Genomic DNA, 19,985 nt, shown 5'->3' with positions numbered 1-19,985 from the left:
GCTTGCTGCGCCAACTCTGGGGAGAGGACGGAGGACTGGGAGACTTTCATGCTCGGAAAATCGCTCGCAAAAAGCGATATTGCTCGATTTCACGAACATTATATAAAACGCATCCGCAGCTAGTAATATGCTCGTCAAATCGAGCATGTTGGTGGTATTGATCGATTTTAGATACATATCTGCTTGGTCCACGCTAGACCCGCCGCTGAGGGCTACATACGGTGGGCCTCACGGGCTGGCCGAGAGCTTTCCTAGGCCGTGCCGGCACCGCAACTCCGGCAGCGCCGTCGTCGAGCACGGACACGCCTCCATTTAGTCGTTTGCAAACCAGCGCGCAAGCTTAGCCAACTGATTTTCGCCGTGCAGTTCAATCTCGCATGATTGAGGTTTTGGTACCCTTTGATGGGCGGCAAAGCGCGAAGCGACTTTCCGTGAGTGAATACATAGCAATTAGTTCTCCTACAGCAGATGCAAAAACAGTGCGCAGAACATGTACAACGCGGCGGCCAGGCGTACCCCGGACGACTGGTCGATCCGATAATTCGGTCGGCCCCGACGTCAACGGAGATTCGCCCGGTCCGACCTAGGCTGGCGGGCCTGCTGCTTGATGCCGCAGCCACTTATCTTGACATGCGGCGTCAGCGCTTGCTGCAACCGTGCGATGGGGACGGGCGCCTTTGACTGCTGCCGACATGCTCGCACCACACCTGACGCCCGGCGGACACCTGCTCGCAGTGCCGGAGGACGCCGCGCCAATCTTGGCAGATGAAACGCGACTGCGGCTGGCAAATTCCTTCGCCCTTGGCGCGGGGCATGGCCTGCTGCATCTGGGCGCGGCGGAAATCGACCGCATTTTGCCCCCCGCATGGGCCTGGTGGCGTGATTTTGCCGCGCGCTATGTTACCGCCTTGTGCGCTACGCCCGAAGGCGGTGAGATCGAGGTCGCAACGCCTGCTGCCCAAGACCTTTATGCCCTGATCGACGATGCGCCGCCAATGATGGGCGGCGAGTATCTCACGCCCGATGTGCTGGCCACGCTGTGGGGCGAGATGGATACTGCCTTGCATCAGGAACTGGCGGCCGCCAATGTCTCGCTTCAGGATTTCCTCAAAATGCGTCACCCGGCGTGGAATCTTGTCGGCCGTGTGCATTTCAATCTCGCTGAGAACCGCAGGGATCCGGAGTCACCGTTCGCCTTCCTTGCGACGTACACCTCGCGCCTGTCGGCCCTTGGCAAAGCGCAACATCAGCCACTGTCGCAAGCCCTGGCGGAATTTTCAGGAGCCAGGAGCAAGGCGCAACTGCTGTCGTTACTGCTGCCGGTGCAGCGCGCCGCGGAACACTGCGATTGGCTACGCGAGATGGTGGATACCGGCGAGATATACCATCCGCTGCGCTGGACGCCGCTCGATGCCTATCGCTTTCTCTCGGACCTGTCCCAACTCGAAGCCGCCGGGATTGTCGTACGCACCCCAGGCAGCTGGCAATCGGGCCGCCCTGCCCGTCCCGTTGTGAAAGCCAGCGTCGGCGCACAACCGCCTTCGCTCCTGGGCAAGGACGCGTTACTCGATTTCGACATGGAAGTCTCGCTCGACGGCGAGCGTCTCAGCGCCGCCGAGGTCAGGGATCTGCTCAAAGGCGCCGACGGCTTGCAACTCATCCGGGGCCGCTGGGTCGAGGTGGACAAGAAAAAGCTCGGTCGCCTCCTGAAGCGATTCGAGGCCATGGAAAAGGCGGCGCAAACCGGCCTACCCTTTAATGAGGCGCTTCGTCTTCTGGCGGGTGTTTCGCTCGACGATAGCGCCGATCCCGCTGACCGCGACTGGTCGCAGCTGGTGGCAGGGCCCTGGCTGGCCCACATCCTGCAGGAGTTGCGTCAGCCGGAGGGGTTGGCGCAGATCTGCCCGGGGCCGGAACTCAAGGCTAACCTGCGGCCCTACCAACAGGCCGGCGTGCGGTGGTTGTACCTGCTCACCCGGCTCGGACTGGGCGCTTGCCTGGCCGATGATATGGGCCTAGGCAAGACCATGCAGGTACTCTCGCTGCTGCTCGTGCTGAAGCGCGAAAGCGCCGAGGTGCGGCCCAGCCTGCTGGTCGCCCCCGCATCGCTGCTGGCCAACTGGGCGGCAGAGGCCGAGCGCTTTGCCCCCAGCTTGCGCCTCCTGATCGCCCATCCGTCGGTCATGCCGGCGGCCGAATTGCGTGCGCTGGACCCCGCGCGGCTTGCGGACACCGATCTCGTCATCACCAGCTTTGGCTCGCTGCTGCGCCAGCCGGTATTGGGCACCATCCCATGGCGCGTTGCCATTGTCGACGAAGCCCAGGCGATCAAGAATCCGGGCGCCAAGCAAACGCGACAGGTCAAGCAACTCCAGGCACAATCGCGCATCGCGCTGACCGGAACCCCCGTAGAAAACCGTCTGTCCGACCTGTGGTCCATTTTCGATTTCACCCACCCCGGTTTGCTGGGCTCAGACAAAGTCTTTGCCAACTTTACCAGGCGGCTGGCGCAGGCCGAGCACTTCGGTCCGCTGCGAACGCTGGTACGGCCCTACATTCTGCGCCGCCTGAAGACCGACAAGCGGGTCATCGACGATCTTCCGGACAAGACCGAACTCAAGGCCTGGTGCCACCTGAGCCCGAGCCAGGCGGCACTTTATCAGCGTGCAGTGAAGGATCTGGCCACCGCGCTTGAAGACGCCGAAGGCATTGGTCGCAAGGGTGTAGTGCTGAGCTTCCTGATGCGCTTCAAACAGATCTGCAACCATCCGTCACAGTGGTTGGGCGACGCGGCCTGGCACGCGGAAGACAGCGGCAAGTTCGCCCGCCTGCGCCAACTGGCCGAAGTCATTGCCGCCAAGCAGGAAAAGGTGCTGGTCTTCACCCAGTTCCGCGAGACCACTGAGCCACTGGCGGCATTTCTGGGGTCGATCTTTGGCCGCGAAGGTCTTGTGCTCCATGGCGGCACCCCGGTAGCCAAGCGCCGCGAACTGGTCAAGCGATTCCAGGAAGATGAGCTGATCCCCTTCTTCGTGCTCTCGCTCAAGGCCGGTGGGGCCGGTCTGAATCTCACCGCCGCTTCGCATGTGATCCACTACGACCGCTGGTGGAATCCCGCCGTGGAAAATCAGGCGACTGATCGAGCATTCCGTATCGGCCAGCAGAGGAACGTCCTGGTGCATAAATTTATCTGCCGTGGCACGATCGAGGACCGTATCGACCAGTTGATCGAAGCGAAGCAGCAATTGGTGAAGGATGTGCTGGAGGGCGGCGCAGAACTCCTGCTCACCGAGATGAGCGATCGCGAATTGCTCGATCTCGTGAAGCTCGACGTTCATGCCGCGCAGGAAAACTGATCGTCAGAGGAACCGCAATGGATTACGGTTACGGGGAATGGAAGCCCTATGTCTCGGCCGCCGAGCGCAGAAAAAAGGCGGAGGTGGCCGCCGCGAAGGCGAAGAAGGCTGGTGCGGTCCTGTCGCCCATTGCGTCGTATCGCGGTGCTATCGCCAAGACCTTCTGGGGCAAGGCCTGGTGCGACAATCTGGAAGTCTACAGCGACTATGCCAACCGGCTGCCGCGCGGCCGCACCTATGTGCGCAACGGTTCCGTGATCGACCTTCAGATTACGGCAGGCGAAGTCCGCGCGCAGGTAATGGGTTCGAGCCTCTACACGGTTGCTGTGACCGTGACGGCGTGTCCTGCAAAGCAATGGCGAGCGATCGGAGCCGATTGCGCGGGGTCAATCGATTCGGTCGTGGAACTCTTGCAGGGCAAGCTCTCGACAGCCGTGATGGAGCGCATCTGCAAACCTGGCACCGGCCTTTTCCCGATGCCGAAGGAAATCAGGTTCAATTGCAGTTGTCCGGACTGGGCGTCAATGTGCAAGCACGTTGCCGCCGTACTCTACGGCGTCGGCGCGCGGCTCGACCAACAGCCGGAATTGCTCTTCGCCTTGCGCCGCGTCGAGGCCACTGATCTCGTCAGGCAGGCCGGCGCTGGCCTGCCCAAATCCACCAAACGACCCACTTCCAGCAAGGTGCTCGACGACGCGCTGGTGGCCGATGTGTTTGGCATCGAAATGGCCGACGCTTACCCACCGTCGACGCCTGCTGCCGGGCGTAACAAGCCACCGGCAGGTAAGGTGACAGCGAAGAAGGCGACCAGGTCGGCTGTCTCGAAAATCCGCAAGCCCCCTGCGAACGCGAAGACTGCGGAGGACAATAAATCGGTCACAAAGAAGTTACCGGTCAAGAGATCTGCTGGGCCACGCAAATCAACCTCTGGCAACGTTGTTGCCGGTAAAGCGAACGTGGCGAACTCGTCTGCAACCCCGAAAGAGACGGCAACAAGCAAGCGCGCCAGTACTCGACGGGTGAAAGGTAGCTCCCGTTAAACCCCGATTTGATCTCGCAGGGTTACTGTAGGAAACCGGAATTAGCTGGACTGCCGTGCAATTCCCCCCGAAGCTGAGCCAGTACCTGACGGTCGGCACACAGTTCACACTCTGCTGACTAAAGCAGTGAGTGGGTCAAGATGTCGGCGAGGCGGCCGTCAATACGGGGCAACTCCATTTCCTGTCTGCGCCATGCGTAACTCCCGATCCGAAAACAGCACCAAGCTATCCTAGCCCCGGACCACGACGCTGGCGGCCGCGGGTGGAAGAAGGGTTTGACGTTGAAGGTCTCATTCGGGCATGCGTTCCGGATGCCGCCACTTGCGATCCAAGCGTTGTGGTCGACGCGATTCGTGAGTGGTTCGATAGTTTCGATGACGGCATTCCGACATGGCGGCTGGCGTCGCGAGATCGATAAAAAGGCCCGCACCGGGGGCTACCACACTTGGCCCGCCGCCGCGACCGAGACAGCCTCACCGCCGCCAGCGTCGGCAACCGGCCATGAAGAGCCGTCCGCTAGTGTCGTGGACCTGACATTCAGGTGTCGGCTCCGTTCAGTTTCCGGCCGTTCGCAGGCCGCCGACGCCCGTCGCATCGGCCACGAACAACCCGAGCAATTTGTTGAAATGTCAGCTACCAGTCAGAAGCGATAATGCCGGCTGCGGCGGCAGCAATCTATCCCTGCGCCGTGGGGCGGACGATAATCTCGCCCACGTCAACATCGGCCGGTTGCTCGATTGCAAACGCCATCGCCCGGGCAATGGCGTCCGGCGGCATGGCGAATTTATCCATCGAGGCGGAGATTTGCGCCTTGGCTTCCGAGTTGGTCACCGATTCTGCAAAGTTCGTCCGCGTGAAGCCGGGTTAAATGACCGTTACACGCAGTTTGTCTCCCGCCTCTTGCCTTAGCCCCTCCGAGATCGCGCGCACCGCACTCTTGGTTGCGGCGTAGACCGCCATGTTCGGCGCGATGCGAAGAGCGGCGGTGGACGCGGTATTGATGAAGTGACCGAAGCCCTGCGTACGAAAGAGCGGTAACGCCGCTGCAATACCGTTCAGCACGCCTTTGATGTTCACGTCGATCATGTCTTCCCAATCGTCCACGCGCAGCTCGTCGAGAGGAGAAATCGGCCCGACGCCAGCGTTGTTGATCAGCACGTCAAGCTGACCGAATCGCTCGCATGCCAGTTTTACGAGTTGCGACATGTCCTCTCGGAGCCTAACATCCGTGCATGCCCATGCACATGGTCGCTGCGCCTTGGCAAGGCGATCGGCGAGGTCGCGAAGCCGATACTCCCCACGGGCGCCCAGCACCACCTTCGCCCCGCGCTCAGCCAGTAGCAGTGCCGCCGCCTCGCCGATTCCGCTGCTTGCACCGGTGATGACAACGACCTTGTCCTTGATTGTCGACATGATATTTTCCTCATCGTTTGTCCAAGAGGGCGAGAATCATGAAATGGCCCCCGCACGCTCTGCACATCCCATGTTCGCCTAGCTGGGTCGTCTAATCTATAATCGAATCAACGTATTTATTTATCGATCGTACGGATTCGGATGGACCCACTCTCAGATGTCTTTCACTTGCTCAAAGTCGACAGCGTGCTGTCGGCACGGCTGGAAGCGTATGGCGCATGGTCGCTGCGCTTTTCTGGTTATGAACACATCAAGTTCGGTAGCGTCCTGGAAGGTGCTTTCTGGCTATGGTTCGAAGATGGCGCCCCGCCGGTCGAGCTGAGGGCGGGCGATTTCTATCTGTTGACTCAAGGGCGGGCGTATTGCACCGGAAGCGACCCTTCACTTACTCCTGTCGATGGCCGTGAAGTGCTTGCCACGAGCCTTTGCGCAGACGGGATCGTGCGTTATGGCCGCAGCGGAGAGAAGGTCAGTGCAGCCGGAGGCCGCTTCGTCTTCGACGCCGATACCAGCGAACGCTTCCTGAAGTCCTTGCCGCCCCTTATCCATATTCCGGCTGCTTCTGAAATGGCTCCGGCGCTGCGGGCCGTGCTCGATCTGCTGCGACTTGAAACGGAGACGCCCCGCCCGGGCGCGTCGGTTGCCGCAGCGAGCCTCGCGAACATGGTACTTGTGCAAGTCCTGCGCGAATATTTGGCGTCGGGAGCGCATACGCCGGGTTGGCTTGGCGCGCTGGCCGATCCAAAGATCGGGACCGCCCTTGCCCTCATCCATGAGGACGTAGCCCGGCGTTGGAAAGTCGATGAACTCGCGGCGGCAGTGGCCATGTCGCGCATGACGTTTGCCGAGCGCTTCAGGACGCTAGTCGGCATGACGCCCATTGATTATCTGACCGATTGGCGTATCGCAAAAGCTGGCGCCGCGCTGCGAGAAGGGAAAAGTATAGCTTCGGTCGCCGAAAGCATCGGCTATGGTTCAGAGGCTGCCTTCAATTCCGCGTTCAAACGGATCGTTGGACAAAGTCCGGGGCGCTACCGGCAATCGCAATCCGCGGCATGCAGCAGGAAATAATAAGCCGTGTCCTGATTGCATTATCGTTCGACCGGCTCGCATGGTCGCTTTCCGAAATCGCGAATATCCCATGAAGGTCAAGATTCCGCGTTGCCACAGACAAAAAGCGCAGATTCGGTCCCGGTAACAGAGAAATGGCCGGTATGGAGTCCTGGGCAGACGTCCAGGACGGACGGGGTAACAGGCCGCTGAGGCCGATGGAACTCGCTAGTTATCGCATATGACGAGTGACCGCTGTACTTCGGAAGCTGACTTGGGAACTCGCGAACTCGTATGACGCCTCGGGGCGCGAAGAGACGACGAGTAGGCGCCGGCGAGATCTTGCCGTTCATTGCACCGTTCGCTAGCATCGCCATTTCATTGTTTCACAATCATGAAAGTTAGGGTTGGCACCACCCGACGGCCCTGACCATGCTCTGCAAGATTTCTTATTGGGGTTTATACTCACCCTGTCTCCTCCCTTTCACCGAAGGGATTCCAGCCCCAATCCACCCAAGATAAGCCGCCAAGAAAAATCGCAATTTTCGCCAAGAACGCTTGACAGGTGACGAGGTTCGAGGGGCCGCCGCCCTGCTTGCGCTGGCTGTTTAGCGCAAGCAGGGCGGCGGCCAATAGAAGATCGTTTCTCGATCCTCGCTTGGCTCTGATGCCCCTGTCTGATCTGTTCGCTACGCTTACCCAATATCTGCACACCCAGGTCTTTCGCGATCTTGCCCGTCATGCCGAATATCCGGCTGCATTCACCCGTCAGCGTAAGCTCACCCTGCCAACACTGATCACCTTTATGCTTGGCAACTTGCGCATGGGGGTACAAGCCGAACTCGATCAATTCTTCGCCGCACTCGCCCGCCAAAATACCTTGTGCCGAGGCGTCAGTGAACAAGCGTTCGCCCAGGCTCGCAGCAAACTCAGCGGCGATGTCTTTGCTCACCTCAACGACTGGCTGCTTCAGCAAGTGTCCAAACATTTGCCGCGCTGGCATGGCTTTCGGCTGGTCGCCGCGGACGCCTCACACTTGCGTTTTGCCATCCGCCACAGCCATCTCCCTCGAGCCGCCACCCGCGATCAACTCGCCTTCGGCCTGTACCTGCCCGAGGCCGAGATCATGCTCACCGCCTCATTGCACAGCGTGCACGAGAACGAACGCCAGATCCTGTTCGAGCATCTGGACCGCCTGCAATCCGACGACTTGCTTCTCCTCGACCGCGGCTACCCCGCTCGCTGGCTGGTGGCCGTGCTCAACCAACAAAGCATTCCTTTCTGCATGCGCGCAGACGGCAGCGGCTTTGCTGCCGTACAGCGCTTTGTGCGCTCTGGCCGTGACGAGGCCATCGTCAGGCTCCCGGCTCCAGCCCGCATCGACGCGCGCGACTATGAGTGTGCGGCTACCCCGCAGACCGTTCGGCTGATCCGGCAGATCTCGCCAGCCGGCAAGGTGCGCGTGCTCATCACCAATCTGCTCGACATGCAGCGCTATCCGGCGGCCACCTTCCGCGATCTCTACCATCAACGCTGGCGCCTCGAGGAGGCGTTCAAACGCCTCAAGCACCGCATGGCACTCGAACATCTGTCCGGCCTCTCACAGTTGGCCGCCAGGCAGGACTTCGGCGCCAAAATCCTCAGCGACAACCTGCACGCCCTATGCTGCCTCAGCGCCGCGCAGGAACATGAAATTGACTCGGACCATCGCATCAACCGAACCTTTGCCATCACCGCTCTCAAACCTGTCCTGTCAGCGGCGCTGCTCGGCTTGCGCTGGGCCAAGGCTGCTCTGAATGAGACCTTGGCCTTGATCGCAACACGTACCCATCGCGTGCGACCGGATCGCGCTAAGCCACGCCCGCCTCGCCACAAACCTCATCGACATGCTACTTACAAGGCTTTTTGATGCCTATTTGGGCGGTGCTTATCTTGGGTGGATTGATTCCAGCCCGCCCTTGCAGTGGGCTATTCTTTTTTTGGCTTGGTTTAGGTCTTCGCCCTAACGCGGGCAGTGGTGGCGTCTGAACCGCCGCAGGGGGATCTGCTGGCATTTACCTGTAGCGGGGCTACGCGAAAAGAAGCCACGGGGATGAAGCAAGCGGAAAATCCTGCGTTCCTTCCGGAAGCGGACAGCCGCCAGCGCTACACCAGCACAGAGTGCATCGAGATTCGCCGAACTCAGGATTCGCGACAACGAGCACGCGGCCGCGGGTCAGCTTCTACAGCCAAACTGCGCTGCTCATTCTGCAGACGATCGTGCATCGTCTCGCAGCGAATCAACATCATTCTCGCGGATTCCGCATCCGAATCCGCTAGGTCAGCCTCTGCGGCGCTGCGCAGATATACTTGCCGGGAGACAATTGCGACGATCACAATGATGGCCGACGCAGAAGGTCCGGGCCAAGAATTGAAGATGTCGCGTCATGGGAGTCCGTCGTATTCATACCAGTCCAGTCCAATCTGGTCTTAATGACGTTTCAGAAACTCGGCGAACAACGTGTCGTCTATGAGGTAGCCGCGCCCTGCCGTCTTGGCCAGAACACCGGACTTGCGCAGGCGCTCCAGAGCGGCACGGACCTTCGACACCGAAGCGGTGAAACGCGGGTCTTTATTGAGCAATGTAATCGTGCCCTTAGCGAACGGTGCGTGACCCTTCGCGATGACGCTCAGCAATACCTGTTCAAATGGCTGCAGGCTTGCCAGCAGACCTTCCCAGCCCGCGATAAGGCGTCCGTCTTGAACGAAGCGATTCAGAGCAAGCTGCACGTCCGTCACGCCCTCGGCTGACATCCATTTCACCAGGTCCTTCATCAATGCTGGCTTGTGACCGAGATACTCGAATGCTTTTACAAGATCGTCGACATCAAGGGTCTTATCGGTGTGCACTGATGCATAGTGTTTGGCCAGGGCCTTGGGGTACTCGATACCCAGTGCGGGAAAATCGAGCAACTGGGCAAATTGATACATCGGTCCGCCGGAAGCGACCGTCATTGCTGCCAAGGCCTCTTGCGAGGAACCCGTGAAAACCGCGAGGACGTCTCGCTTGCGCTTCTGCAGAACCGCTCGGATCGTAGCGATGGCTGATCGACCGTCGGCGATCTCGGCCAGCACTTGCACTTCATCCAACATCAGTAGAACCGTATGGCCAGATTGCGACGCCAGCCGTGCGACCAGCGTGTCAAACCGGAGTGCAGGATCGTCGGGCAGCTTGCGCCTGGTAGGCTCTTCGCCCAGCTCAACACTGGCGCTGAGCATCCCAATTTTCTTGACGGGTGTTTTCCCGATCTTTCCGGCGCGGGTCGTGGGCATAGTGAGATCATCAAGCGCCTCTTCCAACGCATGGTTGATTGCCGCCAATGGCGCAGCCTGATTCAACCAGAGATCCGCATAAACGGGGACGAACCGCGCTTTTCGGGATACAGGAGTGAGATCCTGGTCCAGGAAAAACGTCTTGCCGACCCGCCGTGGTGCAAATAATGCAATTGGCCGCCCAGGCTGAGCTTGGAGTAGTTGCAAGTAAGATTTGGCCAGTTCGGGCCGGCGGATCTCGATATCGTCGAAGGTAATCATGTGGGTATTGTCGTCCATTGTCGTCAAAACGGCAATTGTCGTTTTGACGACAATGGACGACAGCGAAGGTGGCGTGCCTGGGCTGCCGATCTCCTCGAGGTAGCGGGCATGCTTCGGCAAGGGCCCACTAGGCAAGCCGGATACATGCATGCAGACCGTTTCGACATCACGAACCACGTGCGCCGGATGGTCATGCAGCGCACGCGACCATTGTTGCGGGATGTCGTAGGGCGTCATGCTGGAGACTGCCGCGTTACCCCCAAGGTTCTTCAAATGCGGCCACGCAGATCGAAGGAATCGGCGATACCCTGATTGAGCGCGCCCACCAGGAGAGCGGCCTGCCAGTGACCCGCCTGCAGGGCGAGCGCGGCCGCACCACCGGCCAGTTGCGCCTGTTCGCCCAGGTGCTGCGCGCCGGCACTTGGCAAAGCGCCACGCTCGATGCAGCCATCCCCCAGCGCACCCCGCCGCGTCCCGACCTGCGCCTGCTAAAGATCCCGCTCGGCCCGGTGGCCGTGTTCGGCGCCAGCAACTTCCCGCTGGCCTTCTCCGTGGCTGGTGGCGACACCGCAGCCGCTCTGGCCGCTGGCTGCCCGGTGGTCGTCAAGGCACACTCGGCCCATCCCGGCACGTCGGAACTGGTCGGCCGCGCCATCCAGCGCGCCGTGGCCGAAGCCGGCCTGCCCGAAGGCGTATTCTCGCTGCTGTTTGGCTCGGGCCAGTCCGTTGGCACCACGCTGGTGGCCAACCCCGCCATCCAGGCGGTTGGCTTCACCGGCTCGCGCTCAGGCGGCCAGGCACTGATGGAAGTCGCTGCCGCGCGCTCCCAGCCCATTCCGGTCTACGCGGAAATGAGCAGCATCAATCCGGTCTTCTTGCTGCCGCAGGCGCTGACCGCCCGTGGCGAGACCATCGCGCGTGATCTGGTGGATTCGCTAGTACTCGGCGTCGGCCAGTTCTGCACGAACCCGGGCCTGCTGCTAGCCATCGAAAGCCCCGCGCTGGATGCCTTCCGCACCGCCGCTGCCGCTGCCGAGCAAGCCAAGCCCGCCGGCACCATGCTGACCCCGGGCATTCACCAGGCCTACGCACGCGGCGTCAGCGCGCTCGAAGACATCGAGGGCCTGATCCGCACCGCGTGTGGTCTGGCGCCTGCCGGCCCGAACCAGGCGCAGGCAGTTTTTTTCGAGACCACGGCCGAGCGCTTCTTGGCCGATCCGCGCATGCATGCAGAGGTCTTCGGCCCGTCCACCGTGTTGGTACGCTGCCGCGACGAACAATCCCTGTTTGAAGTGGCACGCCAGCTGGAAGGCCAGTTGACCGCCACCGTGCAAGCTGACGAAGCCGATTACGCCCTCGCCGCGCGACTGCTGACGCTGCTCGAACGCAAGGCGGGCCGCGCGCTCTTCAATGGTTACCCGACCGGCGTCGAGGTTTGCCATGCCATGGTGCACGGCGGCCCCTTCCCGGCCACGTCCGACGCCAGGGCGACCTCGGTTGGCGCTTCGTCCATCGAGCGCTTCCTGCGCCCGGTGTGCTACCAGAACGTGCCGCAAGCCCTGCTGCCGGCCGCACTGCAGGACGGCAACCCGCTCGGCCTGTGGCGTCTCAAGGACGGCGAACCCGGCCGCGCCTGACGCTATCAGCAAATAGACCGCAGGCGCGCTGCCGAGCCGCTTGCGAACAACTACGAAAGAACGACTATGACCACACCGCAAGAAATCAAGCAGATTATTTCAGACGGCCTGCTTTCCTTCCCTGTGACCGATTTCGACGAACAGGGCAATTTCCGCGCAAGCACCTACGTCGAACGCCTCGAATGGCTCGCCCCCTACGGTGCGACCGCACTGTTCGCCGCCGGCGGCACCGGCGAGTTCTTCTCGCTGACCCCGCAGGACTATTCCCACGTCATCCAAACCGCCGTCGAAACCTGCGCCGGCAAGGTACCCATCCTCGCCGGCGCCGGTGGCCCCACCCGCGTGGCCATCGAGTACGCCAAGGAAGCCGAGCGCCTGGGCGCCAAGGGTGTGCTGCTGCTGCCGCACTATCCGACCGAAGCCAGCGAGGAAGGCATTGCCAACCATATCGAAGAGGTCTGCAAGGCCGTGCGCATCGGCGTGATCGTCTACAACCGTGCCAACTCGCGCATCGGCGCCGACCTGCTCGAGCGCGTGGTCGACCGCTGCCCCAACCTGATCGGCTTCAAAGACGGCGTGGGCGACATCGAGGCAATGGTGCGCGTGCGCCGCCGCTTGGGCGACCGCCTCTCCTACCTCGGCGGCCTGCCCACCGCCGAAGTCTATGCCGCCGCCTACAAGGCCATGGGCGTGCCCGTGTACTCCTCGGCCGTGTTCAACTTCATTCCTCGCACTGCGATGGACTTCTACCGCGCCATCGCCGCCGACGACCACGAGACCGTCGGCCGTCTGATCGACTCTTTCTTCCTGCCCTACCTGAATATCCGCAACCGCAAGCAGGGTTACGCCGTCAGCATCGTCAAGGCCGGCGCACGCCTGGTGGGCCACGATGCCGGCCCGGTGCGCGCGCCGCTGACCGACCTGACCGAAGCGGAAATAGCCGAGCTCGACGCCCTCATCTGCAAGCTGGGTCCGCAGTAAGCCGGAAATCCAGCGGTAAACGAGGGTTGGCCGCCATTCGTGAAAAATCCGCCACATCTCCGGCAACCCACTGATTTGTATAGAAAATCAGCTGTTCTCGATGCGCAGAAACGGACGCGGAGGGTGCCGAGGCAGGCTACTGCGCAGCAAGCGTTTGCGCCGACAGCGCGGTGGCAATGCCGCCGCTAGAACGGCATCTCATCGAAGACGGGTGCAGACGGTGCAAGCTTGAAAGTCCTGAGCCAACCTTTCAGATTCTTAATGTCTTCGAACGCGGCAAGATCATGCTCAAGGGTTCGAATATTGAGCCGGAGATCTTTCATGTCTGCGGCAAGGTTTCGTAGGAGCGTCTGTGGAGATAGGTCTTCGAAAGGATCGATTCCATAGCTGTGCCGGAACGCGGTTTCGACATGCTGGATCTCCTGATCCAGTTCGCGAACTTGCTCCTTGAGGATCTTGTTGTAGTGCTTCAGCCGATCTTCGCCGATGCCATTGATCGAATGCTGGTCGATGTGTTCCAGCTCCAGTTGTAGCTCCAACAACTGCAGCAGGTTGTTCTTGTTGTAGGCCTCGTTGACGCGCTGCATCAGTTTGGTCTTTCGCTCGCGCTCCTGCGGGTCGGTTTCGCGGTCCGGATGCAGGGCGCTGGCCAGCTTGCGATAGACCTCGCGGATGGAGAGGCTGAGTTGAGCCTGCTCTTCCTGGGCACGTGCCTCTGCCGCAAGCTGCTTGGGGGATTTTTTCCGCTTGGCGCGACGCGCTTCGCGCGCAGCGGCTTCAGTGGTCGCTTCCGCTTGTTGTTGCTCAATGTGTGCCTGGGCGCGTTGGAGCAAGTCTTCTGGCGAACTCATGTCCACGTCGTCGCCCAGTTCGACACCAAGCACGGCCTCCAGCATGGATTTCATGCCGTCGATTTCGGCAGCGGTTTCGCTGTCATAGTCGGTCGTGCTGTACTTATTGTAGATGGCTTTCAGGCTGTCATCTTCACCTGCCAGATCACCTGCCAAATTCGTGATCACGGCGGCGAGCTTGTGGCGTTCTGCCTTGGTCAGTCCCTTGTGCTCGTAGGCGCGGTCAAGACAATGCACCATCTGGATCTGCAGATCGGTCGAGGACTGCTCAAGCGGCAGGAAGTCGTTGACGTACCGCTGATGGAACGTGGCGGTGGCAGATTCCCAGGCACGCAGCCTCATGCGACGCTTCTCAATCTGCTGGATCAGTGAGTTGAACGTCTTTTGCCCTTTCGATAGGGTGGATCGGTTGTGGTCAGGCGCGATGCTGACAGACTGGTGGTTGGTCCGGGCCATGAGCTGGATCTGCGCGAAGAAGCGGCGGAAAGCGAAGTCTGTCCGCATTCTAGTCGCTGTGGCGGATGGAAGCCACCTGGCGCAGGGCTCATATTCGCAGTCCTATATCGATAACCGCTGTTAGCGATATAGGAACATTTTTCTGGCAAACTGCAGTCTTGCAATTTGCCCCCACCTTGGCGTGCCGGCCTGGCCATCTCCATACCAAGGCTTACGCACCCCGCGAACGACTTTCGATGCAAGACACGACGATCTCGCCCGATTTCCCCGACGCCGCCTCCTTGGCGGCCTTGCGGGCCTGGTACGTGGGCGCGTCGTCGCGCCAGGCGGTCGCACGCTATTGCCCCGACGCGCTGGGCGTGGGCCGGTCGGCGCGTGGCGTGCTCGGGGTCATTCGCCGCCAGCTCGCCGACTTCGCGCGGCGGCGGCGCGCGAGGATTTTGCTGCACTGTTCTGCTGTGACGCGGCAGATCGGGCCAGCCACGCCAAGGCGGTCGCCCGCGCGCTCGAAACGTTGCGGTCGCTGCCCCTCCCCGAGCCGCAGATCAGCGATTCGGTTGACTGGTGGCTGTCCCCACGCGCGGTCACCGCGCTACGCGCCCATGGTATCCGCACGCTCGCCGACCTGACGGTGCGCATTCCGCGCCGACGCCGTTGGTGGGCCGCCATCGATGGGCTGGGCGCCCGCGGCGCCAGGCCCATCGAGGCCTTCTTCGCGGCGCACCCGAAGCTCACCGAACGGGCGCGCGCCCTGGTCACGGCGGCACCGCCCGATCCGGTCGTGCCCTGGGAGCAGATCCGGCTGCCGCATGAGGTCGACGGATCGCATGGAGCCTTCCGGGCCCCGCGCCGGATGTGCACGCTCATTGCCGACAATGACTATGACGCCATCGGGGCCTGGCTGGCCTTGTACGAGTCGACCGAGACCGAACGTGCCTACCGCAAGGAGGCGGAGCGCCTGCTGCTGTGGGCCATCCTCGAGCGCGGCAAGGCGTTGTCCTCGCTGACCTCGGAAGACGCGTCGGCTTACCGCGCCTTCCTGCGCCGGCCCACGCCGCACCATCGCTGGGTCGCGCCGGCACGGCCGCGCACGTCGCCGGAATGGCGCCCCTTTACTGGCGCCTTGTCGCCACGCTCGATCGCCTATGCCCTGTCCGTGCTCGGGGGCATGTTCCGCTGGCTAATCCAGCAGCGCTACGTGCTGGCGAACCCTTTTGCCGGACTGAAAGTGCGCGGCGGCCAGCGGGCGGCCGGCCTGGACGCTTCCCGCGCCTTCTCGGCGGGCGATTGGGAACTGGTGCGGACCATTGCCGACGGGCTCGAATGGTCCCATGGCTGGACGGAGCCGGCCGCGCAGCGACTGCGGTTTCTGTTGGACTTCGGGTACGCCACCGGGCTGCGCGCCGGTGAACTGGTGGGCGTGACACTTGGCGGAATCGAGATCGGCGCGCGCGGCGAGCGCTGGCTGCATTTGGTCGGCAAAGGTGCCAAGCCTGGCAAGGTCGCGCTGCCGTCCCTGGCGCGCCACGCGCTCGATCAATACCTGGTCCAACGTGGCCTGCCGGTGACGCCCTCGCACTGGAAGCCGGATACGCCCCTGCTCGCCAACCTGGACAGCGCCGCGGCCATTACCACGCCGCGTCTGCGCGACGTGTTTCGCCGCTTCTTTCTGCTGGCCGCCGACTTCATTCAGCGTGACCATCCGGCGCTGGCGGACAAGCTGCGGCGCGCCACGCCCCACTGGGTAAGACACACCCATGCAACTCATGCCCTGGCGCACGGCGCAACCCTGACAACGGTGCGTGACAATTTGCGGCACGCCTCCATCTCCACCACCTCGATCTACTTGCACGATGACGAGGTGCAGCGCACGCGCCAGCTTGAGCAGGCCTTCTGGCGCAGATAAAAATCATGCCGCCGATCCACGAGACCGCCTACCCGGTGCTGCCCGCCGAGCCCACCGTTGTGGAACTGCGGGCAGCGTTCACGCCGACCGCGGCCGAGATCCGCTTTGCGCGCAGCCAGGCGCGCCAGGCCTCGACGTCGGTGCTGATTCTCGTGCAGCTCAAATTGCTGCAGCGCCTTGGCTACTTTCCGATGCTGACCGAGGTGCCGGCCGCGGTGATCGAGCACGTACGGGCTGCCCTGCGCGCGCGGCCGTTGTCGCGCAGCGTGCTGACACGCTACGATGTCTCGGGCACCCGCGCCCGGCATCAAAAGTTGCTGCGCGCCTATGTTGGCATCCGGCAGGTGGACGCCAACGCGCAGGCATGGCTGGAGTCGCAGGCAACCGATGCCGCGCGGACCAAGGCTGAACTGCCGGACATCGTCAAGTTGCTGATCGAGGAGCTGATCCGGGGGCGGTACGAATTGCCGCCGTTGGCGGGCCTGCAGCGGATGGCCGCACAGGCCCGGGCCCGGCTCAACGAAGCGATCTACCGCACCATCACGGGGGCGCTCGATGACGCGCTGAAAACTCGGATCGAGGCGCTGTTTGACGGCCAGACCGGCAAGTCCGGCTGGGACCAGCTCAAACGCGAGCCCAAACGCCCGGCCACGCGCGAGATCGCGAGCTTTCTGAAGCATATTCACGGTCTGCGGAAACTGGCCGATGGCCTGCCGCCAGCACCGCCCATGCTCTCGGTCGCCAAGCGCACGCAATTGGTCACGGAGGCGCGGGCGCTGGACATTACCAAGTTGCGCGGGCTCAAGCCCCCCAAGCGCTACACGCTGGCGGTGCTCTTCATTCAGGCGCAACTGCAGAAGGCGCTCGATGATGTGGCCGAGATCTTCATCAAGGTGATGCGCAAGCTCGAATCCCTCGCCAGGACCCGGCTGCAGCAATATCAGCTGGCGCACGCGGACGCGCTGGAGAGCCTGGTCGGCCAGTTCCGCGACGTGCTGCAGGTTCTGCAGGACGATGGCATCGCCGACATTTTCCGGCTGCAGAAGGTGCGCGAAGTGCTCGGCAACGACGCCGCCGGGGCGTTCGCGCGCTGCAATGAACATATTGCCTACGCCGGCAACTTTGACCCGCCGTTCATGCTGGCGCCATATCGCCAGCAGCGCTCCTTGCTGTTTCAGTGCGTTGAGGTGCTGCCGCTGCGCTCCAGCTCGCAGGACAAGGCGATCCTGGTGGCGCTGGCCTGGATGGATGGCTTCCGAGCCTCCCACCGCGAGTATCTGCAGCTCACTGACAACGATCTTGCCAACCTGCCTCTGGACTGGATCCCGGACAAGTGGAATAAGGCCATCTTCCCAGACGGCCGCAGCGCCCGGCTGCTCCACCGCCGGTACTTCGAATTGTGCGTGTTCCACCAGGTGATGCAGGAACTGAGTTCCGGCGATCTCTACGTCGAAGGCAGCGATCGCTTTGATGATTTCCGCGTGCACCAGGTCTCGCAGCAGGAATTCCAGCGGGAGATGCCGCGCTACTGTGAAATCGTGGGCTTGCCGACCGATGGCAAGAGCTTCATCAAGACGCTGCGGGACAAACTCAGCGCCGTGCTCGACGAGGTGGACGCGAACTTCCCTGCGAACGACAGCATCGAGTTCGGCGAACAGGGCCTGATCATTCACAAGCCGGGCAAAGAGCCCGACCCGCCCAACAAGATGCTGATCGACCAGGCCATCACGGCCTCGATGCCGCAGATCAGTATCCTGGATGTGCTGACCGAGACCGAGCAATGGCTGAACCTGCACCAGCTCTTCGGGCCGCTGTCCGGGTTCGATGCCAAGCTCGACGAGCCGCGCAAGCGCTTCATCAGCACGCTGTTCTGCTACGGCTGCAACCTCGGGCCCAGCCAGACCGCGCGCTCGGTCAAGGGGCTGAGCCGCAAGCAGATCGCCTGGCTGAATCTGCATCACGTCACCGAAGAGCGGCTCGACAAGGCGATCGTGAAGGTCATCAACGCCTACAACCAGTTCGCGCTGCCGAAGTACTGGGGCAGCGGCAAGCGCGTGTCGGCGGACGGAACCAAGTGGAGCCTGTACGAGCAAAACCTGCTGTCGGAGTACCACATCCGTTATGGCGGGTATGGCGGGATCGGCTACTATCATGTCTCCGACATGTACATCGCGCTCTTCAGCAACTTCATTCCGTGTGGGGTGCATGAGGCCGTCTACATCCTGGACGGGCTGATCCGCAATGGTTCGGAGATCCAGCCCGATACCATTCACGGCGACACCCAGGCGCAGAGCGGGCCGGTGTTCGGTTTGTCCTACCTGCTGGGTATCAACCTGATGCCGCGTATGCGCAATATCAAGGGCCTGGTGCTGTTCAAGGCGGACCGGCGCCGGAAATATGCTCACATCGAGTCCCTGTGTCGCCAGACCATCAACTGGGATCTGATTCAGCGCCACTATCCCGACATGCTGCGGGTGGCGGTCTCGATCAAGGCCGGCAGAATGACGCCGTCGACCATCTTGCGCCGGCTGGGGTCGGACAGCGCCAAGAACAAGCTGTACTTCGCGTTCCGCGAACTCGGCCGAGTCATCCGCACGCTGTTCCTGTTGAAGTACCTGAACGAGCCGGAGTTGCGTCGCACAATCCATGCGGCGACGAACAAGAGCGAGCAGTTCAATGACTTCGCGCAATGGCTGATGTTCGGCGGGGACGGCACCATTGCCGAAAACGTGCGGCACGAGCAGCGCAAGGTCATCAAATACAACCAGCTCGTCGCCAACATGGTCATTCTCTACAACGTCCAGTGGATGTCGCGCAAGCTCAAGGCGTTGCAGGAGAAGGGGCACCCCGTCGATGCCGAGGTGCTGAAGGTGCTTTCGCCTTACCGGCGCGAGCATATCAACCGGCTTGGGGACTACCTGCTGGACCTCCGAAGACGGGCTCCGCCGCTTGACCCAACGATTGAATTTCTATTCAAATCAGCCGCTTAGCGGAGATGTGGCGAAAATTTCACGAATTCCGGCCGACCCTCGAATGCGTTGGAGGCTTCTGAACAGTGCACTGAAGCTGGTAGCGAGCAAGGGCCACGCCGCCATGTCGGTCGATGACGTGATCCGGGAGGCGGGCGTGTCACGCGGGACGTTTTACAAGTACTTCGCGTCTCCGGATGTCCTTATCCGGGAATTGGCCACTGAAATTGCTAGCCAAATCGTCCGCACCGATGGCATTTCGGCACCGATCGAGGACCGCATCCGAGAATGACTGCCGCGCCGCTGCTATGACCGACTGGCTCGGGCGTTATGCCGATAGCAGCACCCACTCAAGGGCAACCGCGCATTCCTTGACGTAGCGCAAGGTGGTTCGGCCCGCGTGTGCCAGTCTTTTTCGAGTGGTGTCACGGAGCCCAGTTTGAACAGCACGCGGGCAGCACAAGGAGCCGGGGAAAGGTCATGAGGACTTAGCGATAAAACGGTTGCTATTCGTATGCAAGCGCTTGGTACAGAGCAGAGAAACCTCTTGATCGACCCGGACGTGGTGGAGGTGTTCCACCACGACTTCAACGATCCGAAGTACCGGCCGGCTGCGCTGCTCAAGGAAGTGGTGGCCGCCGGGCACCTCAGCCGCAAGACCGGCCGCGGCTTTTACACGTATGAGGCTGTGAATTGAGCCCTGCACCGAGACCGGGGCTCGCGTCGCTCGGCCGCGGCTCCATTTGGTGGCGC

Annotated in this window: 10 protein-coding genes and 3 pseudogenes; 10 read left to right on the top strand and 3 right to left on the bottom strand. The window is 61.8% G+C overall.

What is annotated here, in order from left to right; all coding sequences use genetic code 11:
* Positions 1-692: 692 nt before the first annotated feature.
* Together KB879_RS31750 and KB879_RS31745 are read left to right on the top strand one after the other, a co-directional pair.
* The gene (locus KB879_RS31750) at positions 693-3,356 is read left to right on the top strand and encodes a DEAD/DEAH box helicase (RefSeq protein WP_211984273.1); all 2,664 of its coding nucleotides are present in this window, start codon (positions 693-695) and stop codon (positions 3,354-3,356) included.
* A 17-nt stretch (positions 3,357-3,373) separates the two neighbouring features.
* Positions 3,374-4,396 carry a hypothetical protein gene (locus tag KB879_RS31745; RefSeq protein WP_211983405.1) on the top strand — a complete coding sequence of 341 codons (1,023 nt, stop codon included), beginning with the start codon at positions 3,374-3,376 and terminating at the stop codon, positions 4,394-4,396.
* A 675-nt stretch (positions 4,397-5,071) separates the two neighbouring features.
* Here KB879_RS31745 and KB879_RS31740 read toward each other — a convergent pair.
* Positions 5,072-5,809, bottom strand: a pseudogene (locus tag KB879_RS31740) (SDR family oxidoreductase).
* A 141-nt stretch (positions 5,810-5,950) separates the two neighbouring features.
* Here KB879_RS31740 and KB879_RS31735 point away from each other — a divergent pair.
* Together KB879_RS31735 and KB879_RS31730 are read left to right on the top strand one after the other, a co-directional pair.
* A complete protein-coding gene (locus KB879_RS31735; protein ID WP_211983403.1) occupies positions 5,951-6,880 on the top strand; it encodes an AraC family transcriptional regulator in 930 nt (309 codons plus the stop codon).
* A 646-nt stretch (positions 6,881-7,526) separates the two neighbouring features.
* The gene (locus KB879_RS31730) at positions 7,527-8,768 is read left to right on the top strand and encodes an IS4 family transposase (RefSeq protein WP_211984271.1); all 1,242 of its coding nucleotides are present in this window, start codon (positions 7,527-7,529) and stop codon (positions 8,766-8,768) included.
* A 560-nt stretch (positions 8,769-9,328) separates the two neighbouring features.
* On the opposite strand, the gene KB879_RS31725 is transcribed toward KB879_RS31730, so the two are convergent.
* Positions 9,329-10,669, bottom strand: coding sequence for a hypothetical protein (locus tag KB879_RS31725; RefSeq protein WP_249221452.1), 1,341 nt, complete (start codon positions 10,667-10,669; stop codon positions 9,329-9,331).
* On the opposite strand from KB879_RS31725, the gene KB879_RS31720 reads away from it, so the two are divergent.
* Both KB879_RS31720 and kdgD read left to right on the top strand, forming a co-directional pair.
* Positions 10,573-12,069 (top strand): aldehyde dehydrogenase (NADP(+)), encoded by a 1,497-nt coding sequence (locus KB879_RS31720; protein WP_211984267.1) that lies wholly within the window; start codon positions 10,573-10,575, stop codon positions 12,067-12,069. The two genes, KB879_RS31725 and KB879_RS31720, sit on opposite strands and share 97 nt — an antisense overlap.
* A 66-nt stretch (positions 12,070-12,135) precedes the next feature.
* A complete protein-coding gene (kdgD, locus tag KB879_RS31715) occupies positions 12,136-13,050 on the top strand; it encodes a 5-dehydro-4-deoxyglucarate dehydratase (RefSeq protein ID WP_211983402.1) in 915 nt (304 codons plus the stop codon).
* A gap of 185 nt (positions 13,051-13,235) precedes the next feature.
* On the opposite strand, the gene KB879_RS31710 is transcribed toward kdgD, so the two are convergent.
* Positions 13,236-14,357 (bottom strand): J domain-containing protein, encoded by a 1,122-nt coding sequence (locus tag KB879_RS31710; protein WP_211984259.1) that lies wholly within the window; start codon positions 14,355-14,357, stop codon positions 13,236-13,238.
* A gap of 236 nt (positions 14,358-14,593) precedes the next feature.
* Between KB879_RS31710 and KB879_RS31705 the strand changes: the two are divergent.
* From KB879_RS31705 to KB879_RS31690, 4 genes and pseudogenes are all read left to right on the top strand, one after another.
* Positions 14,594-16,263, top strand: a pseudogene (locus KB879_RS31705) (phage integrase family protein).
* Between the two features lie 5 nt (positions 16,264-16,268).
* Positions 16,269-19,253, top strand: coding sequence for a Tn3 family transposase (locus tag KB879_RS31700; RefSeq protein WP_211983400.1), 2,985 nt, complete (start codon positions 16,269-16,271; stop codon positions 19,251-19,253).
* Complete coding sequence (locus tag KB879_RS31695) at positions 19,213-19,524, top strand: TetR/AcrR family transcriptional regulator (protein ID WP_249221451.1); 312 nt, start codon at positions 19,213-19,215, stop codon at positions 19,522-19,524. The genes KB879_RS31700 and KB879_RS31695 overlap by 41 nt, the downstream gene beginning before the upstream one ends.
* 270 nt (positions 19,525-19,794) lie before the next feature.
* Positions 19,795-19,929: pseudogene (locus KB879_RS31690) on the top strand (3-hydroxyacyl-CoA dehydrogenase family protein); the annotation flags it as partial.
* Between the last annotated feature and the right edge of the window lie 56 nt (positions 19,930-19,985).

It is taken from the genome of Cupriavidus sp. KK10, from assembly GCF_018223725.1.
GTDB classification, from domain to species: domain Bacteria; phylum Pseudomonadota; class Gammaproteobacteria; order Burkholderiales; family Burkholderiaceae; genus Cupriavidus; species Cupriavidus necator.
This window is presented reverse-complemented; position numbering and strand designations above follow the sequence as displayed.

Coding starts and splice junctions, on each gene's coding strand:
- KB879_RS31745 (WP_211983405.1), top strand. CDS start 3,374: ATGGATTACGGTTACGGGGAATGGAAGCCCTATGTCTCGGCCGCCGAG.
- kdgD (WP_211983402.1), top strand. CDS start 12,136: ATGACCACACCGCAAGAAATCAAGCAGATTATTTCAGACGGCCTGCTT.
- KB879_RS31735 (WP_211983403.1), top strand. CDS start 5,951: ATGGACCCACTCTCAGATGTCTTTCACTTGCTCAAAGTCGACAGCGTG.
- KB879_RS31710 (WP_211984259.1), bottom strand. CDS start 14,357: ATGGCCCGGACCAACCACCAGTCTGTCAGCATCGCGCCTGACCACAAC.
- KB879_RS31750 (WP_211984273.1), top strand. CDS start 693: ATGCTCGCACCACACCTGACGCCCGGCGGACACCTGCTCGCAGTGCCG.
- KB879_RS31725 (WP_249221452.1), bottom strand. CDS start 10,669: ATGACGCCCTACGACATCCCGCAACAATGGTCGCGTGCGCTGCATGAC.
- KB879_RS31700 (WP_211983400.1), top strand. CDS start 16,269: ATGCCGCCGATCCACGAGACCGCCTACCCGGTGCTGCCCGCCGAGCCC.
- KB879_RS31730 (WP_211984271.1), top strand. CDS start 7,527: ATGCCCCTGTCTGATCTGTTCGCTACGCTTACCCAATATCTGCACACC.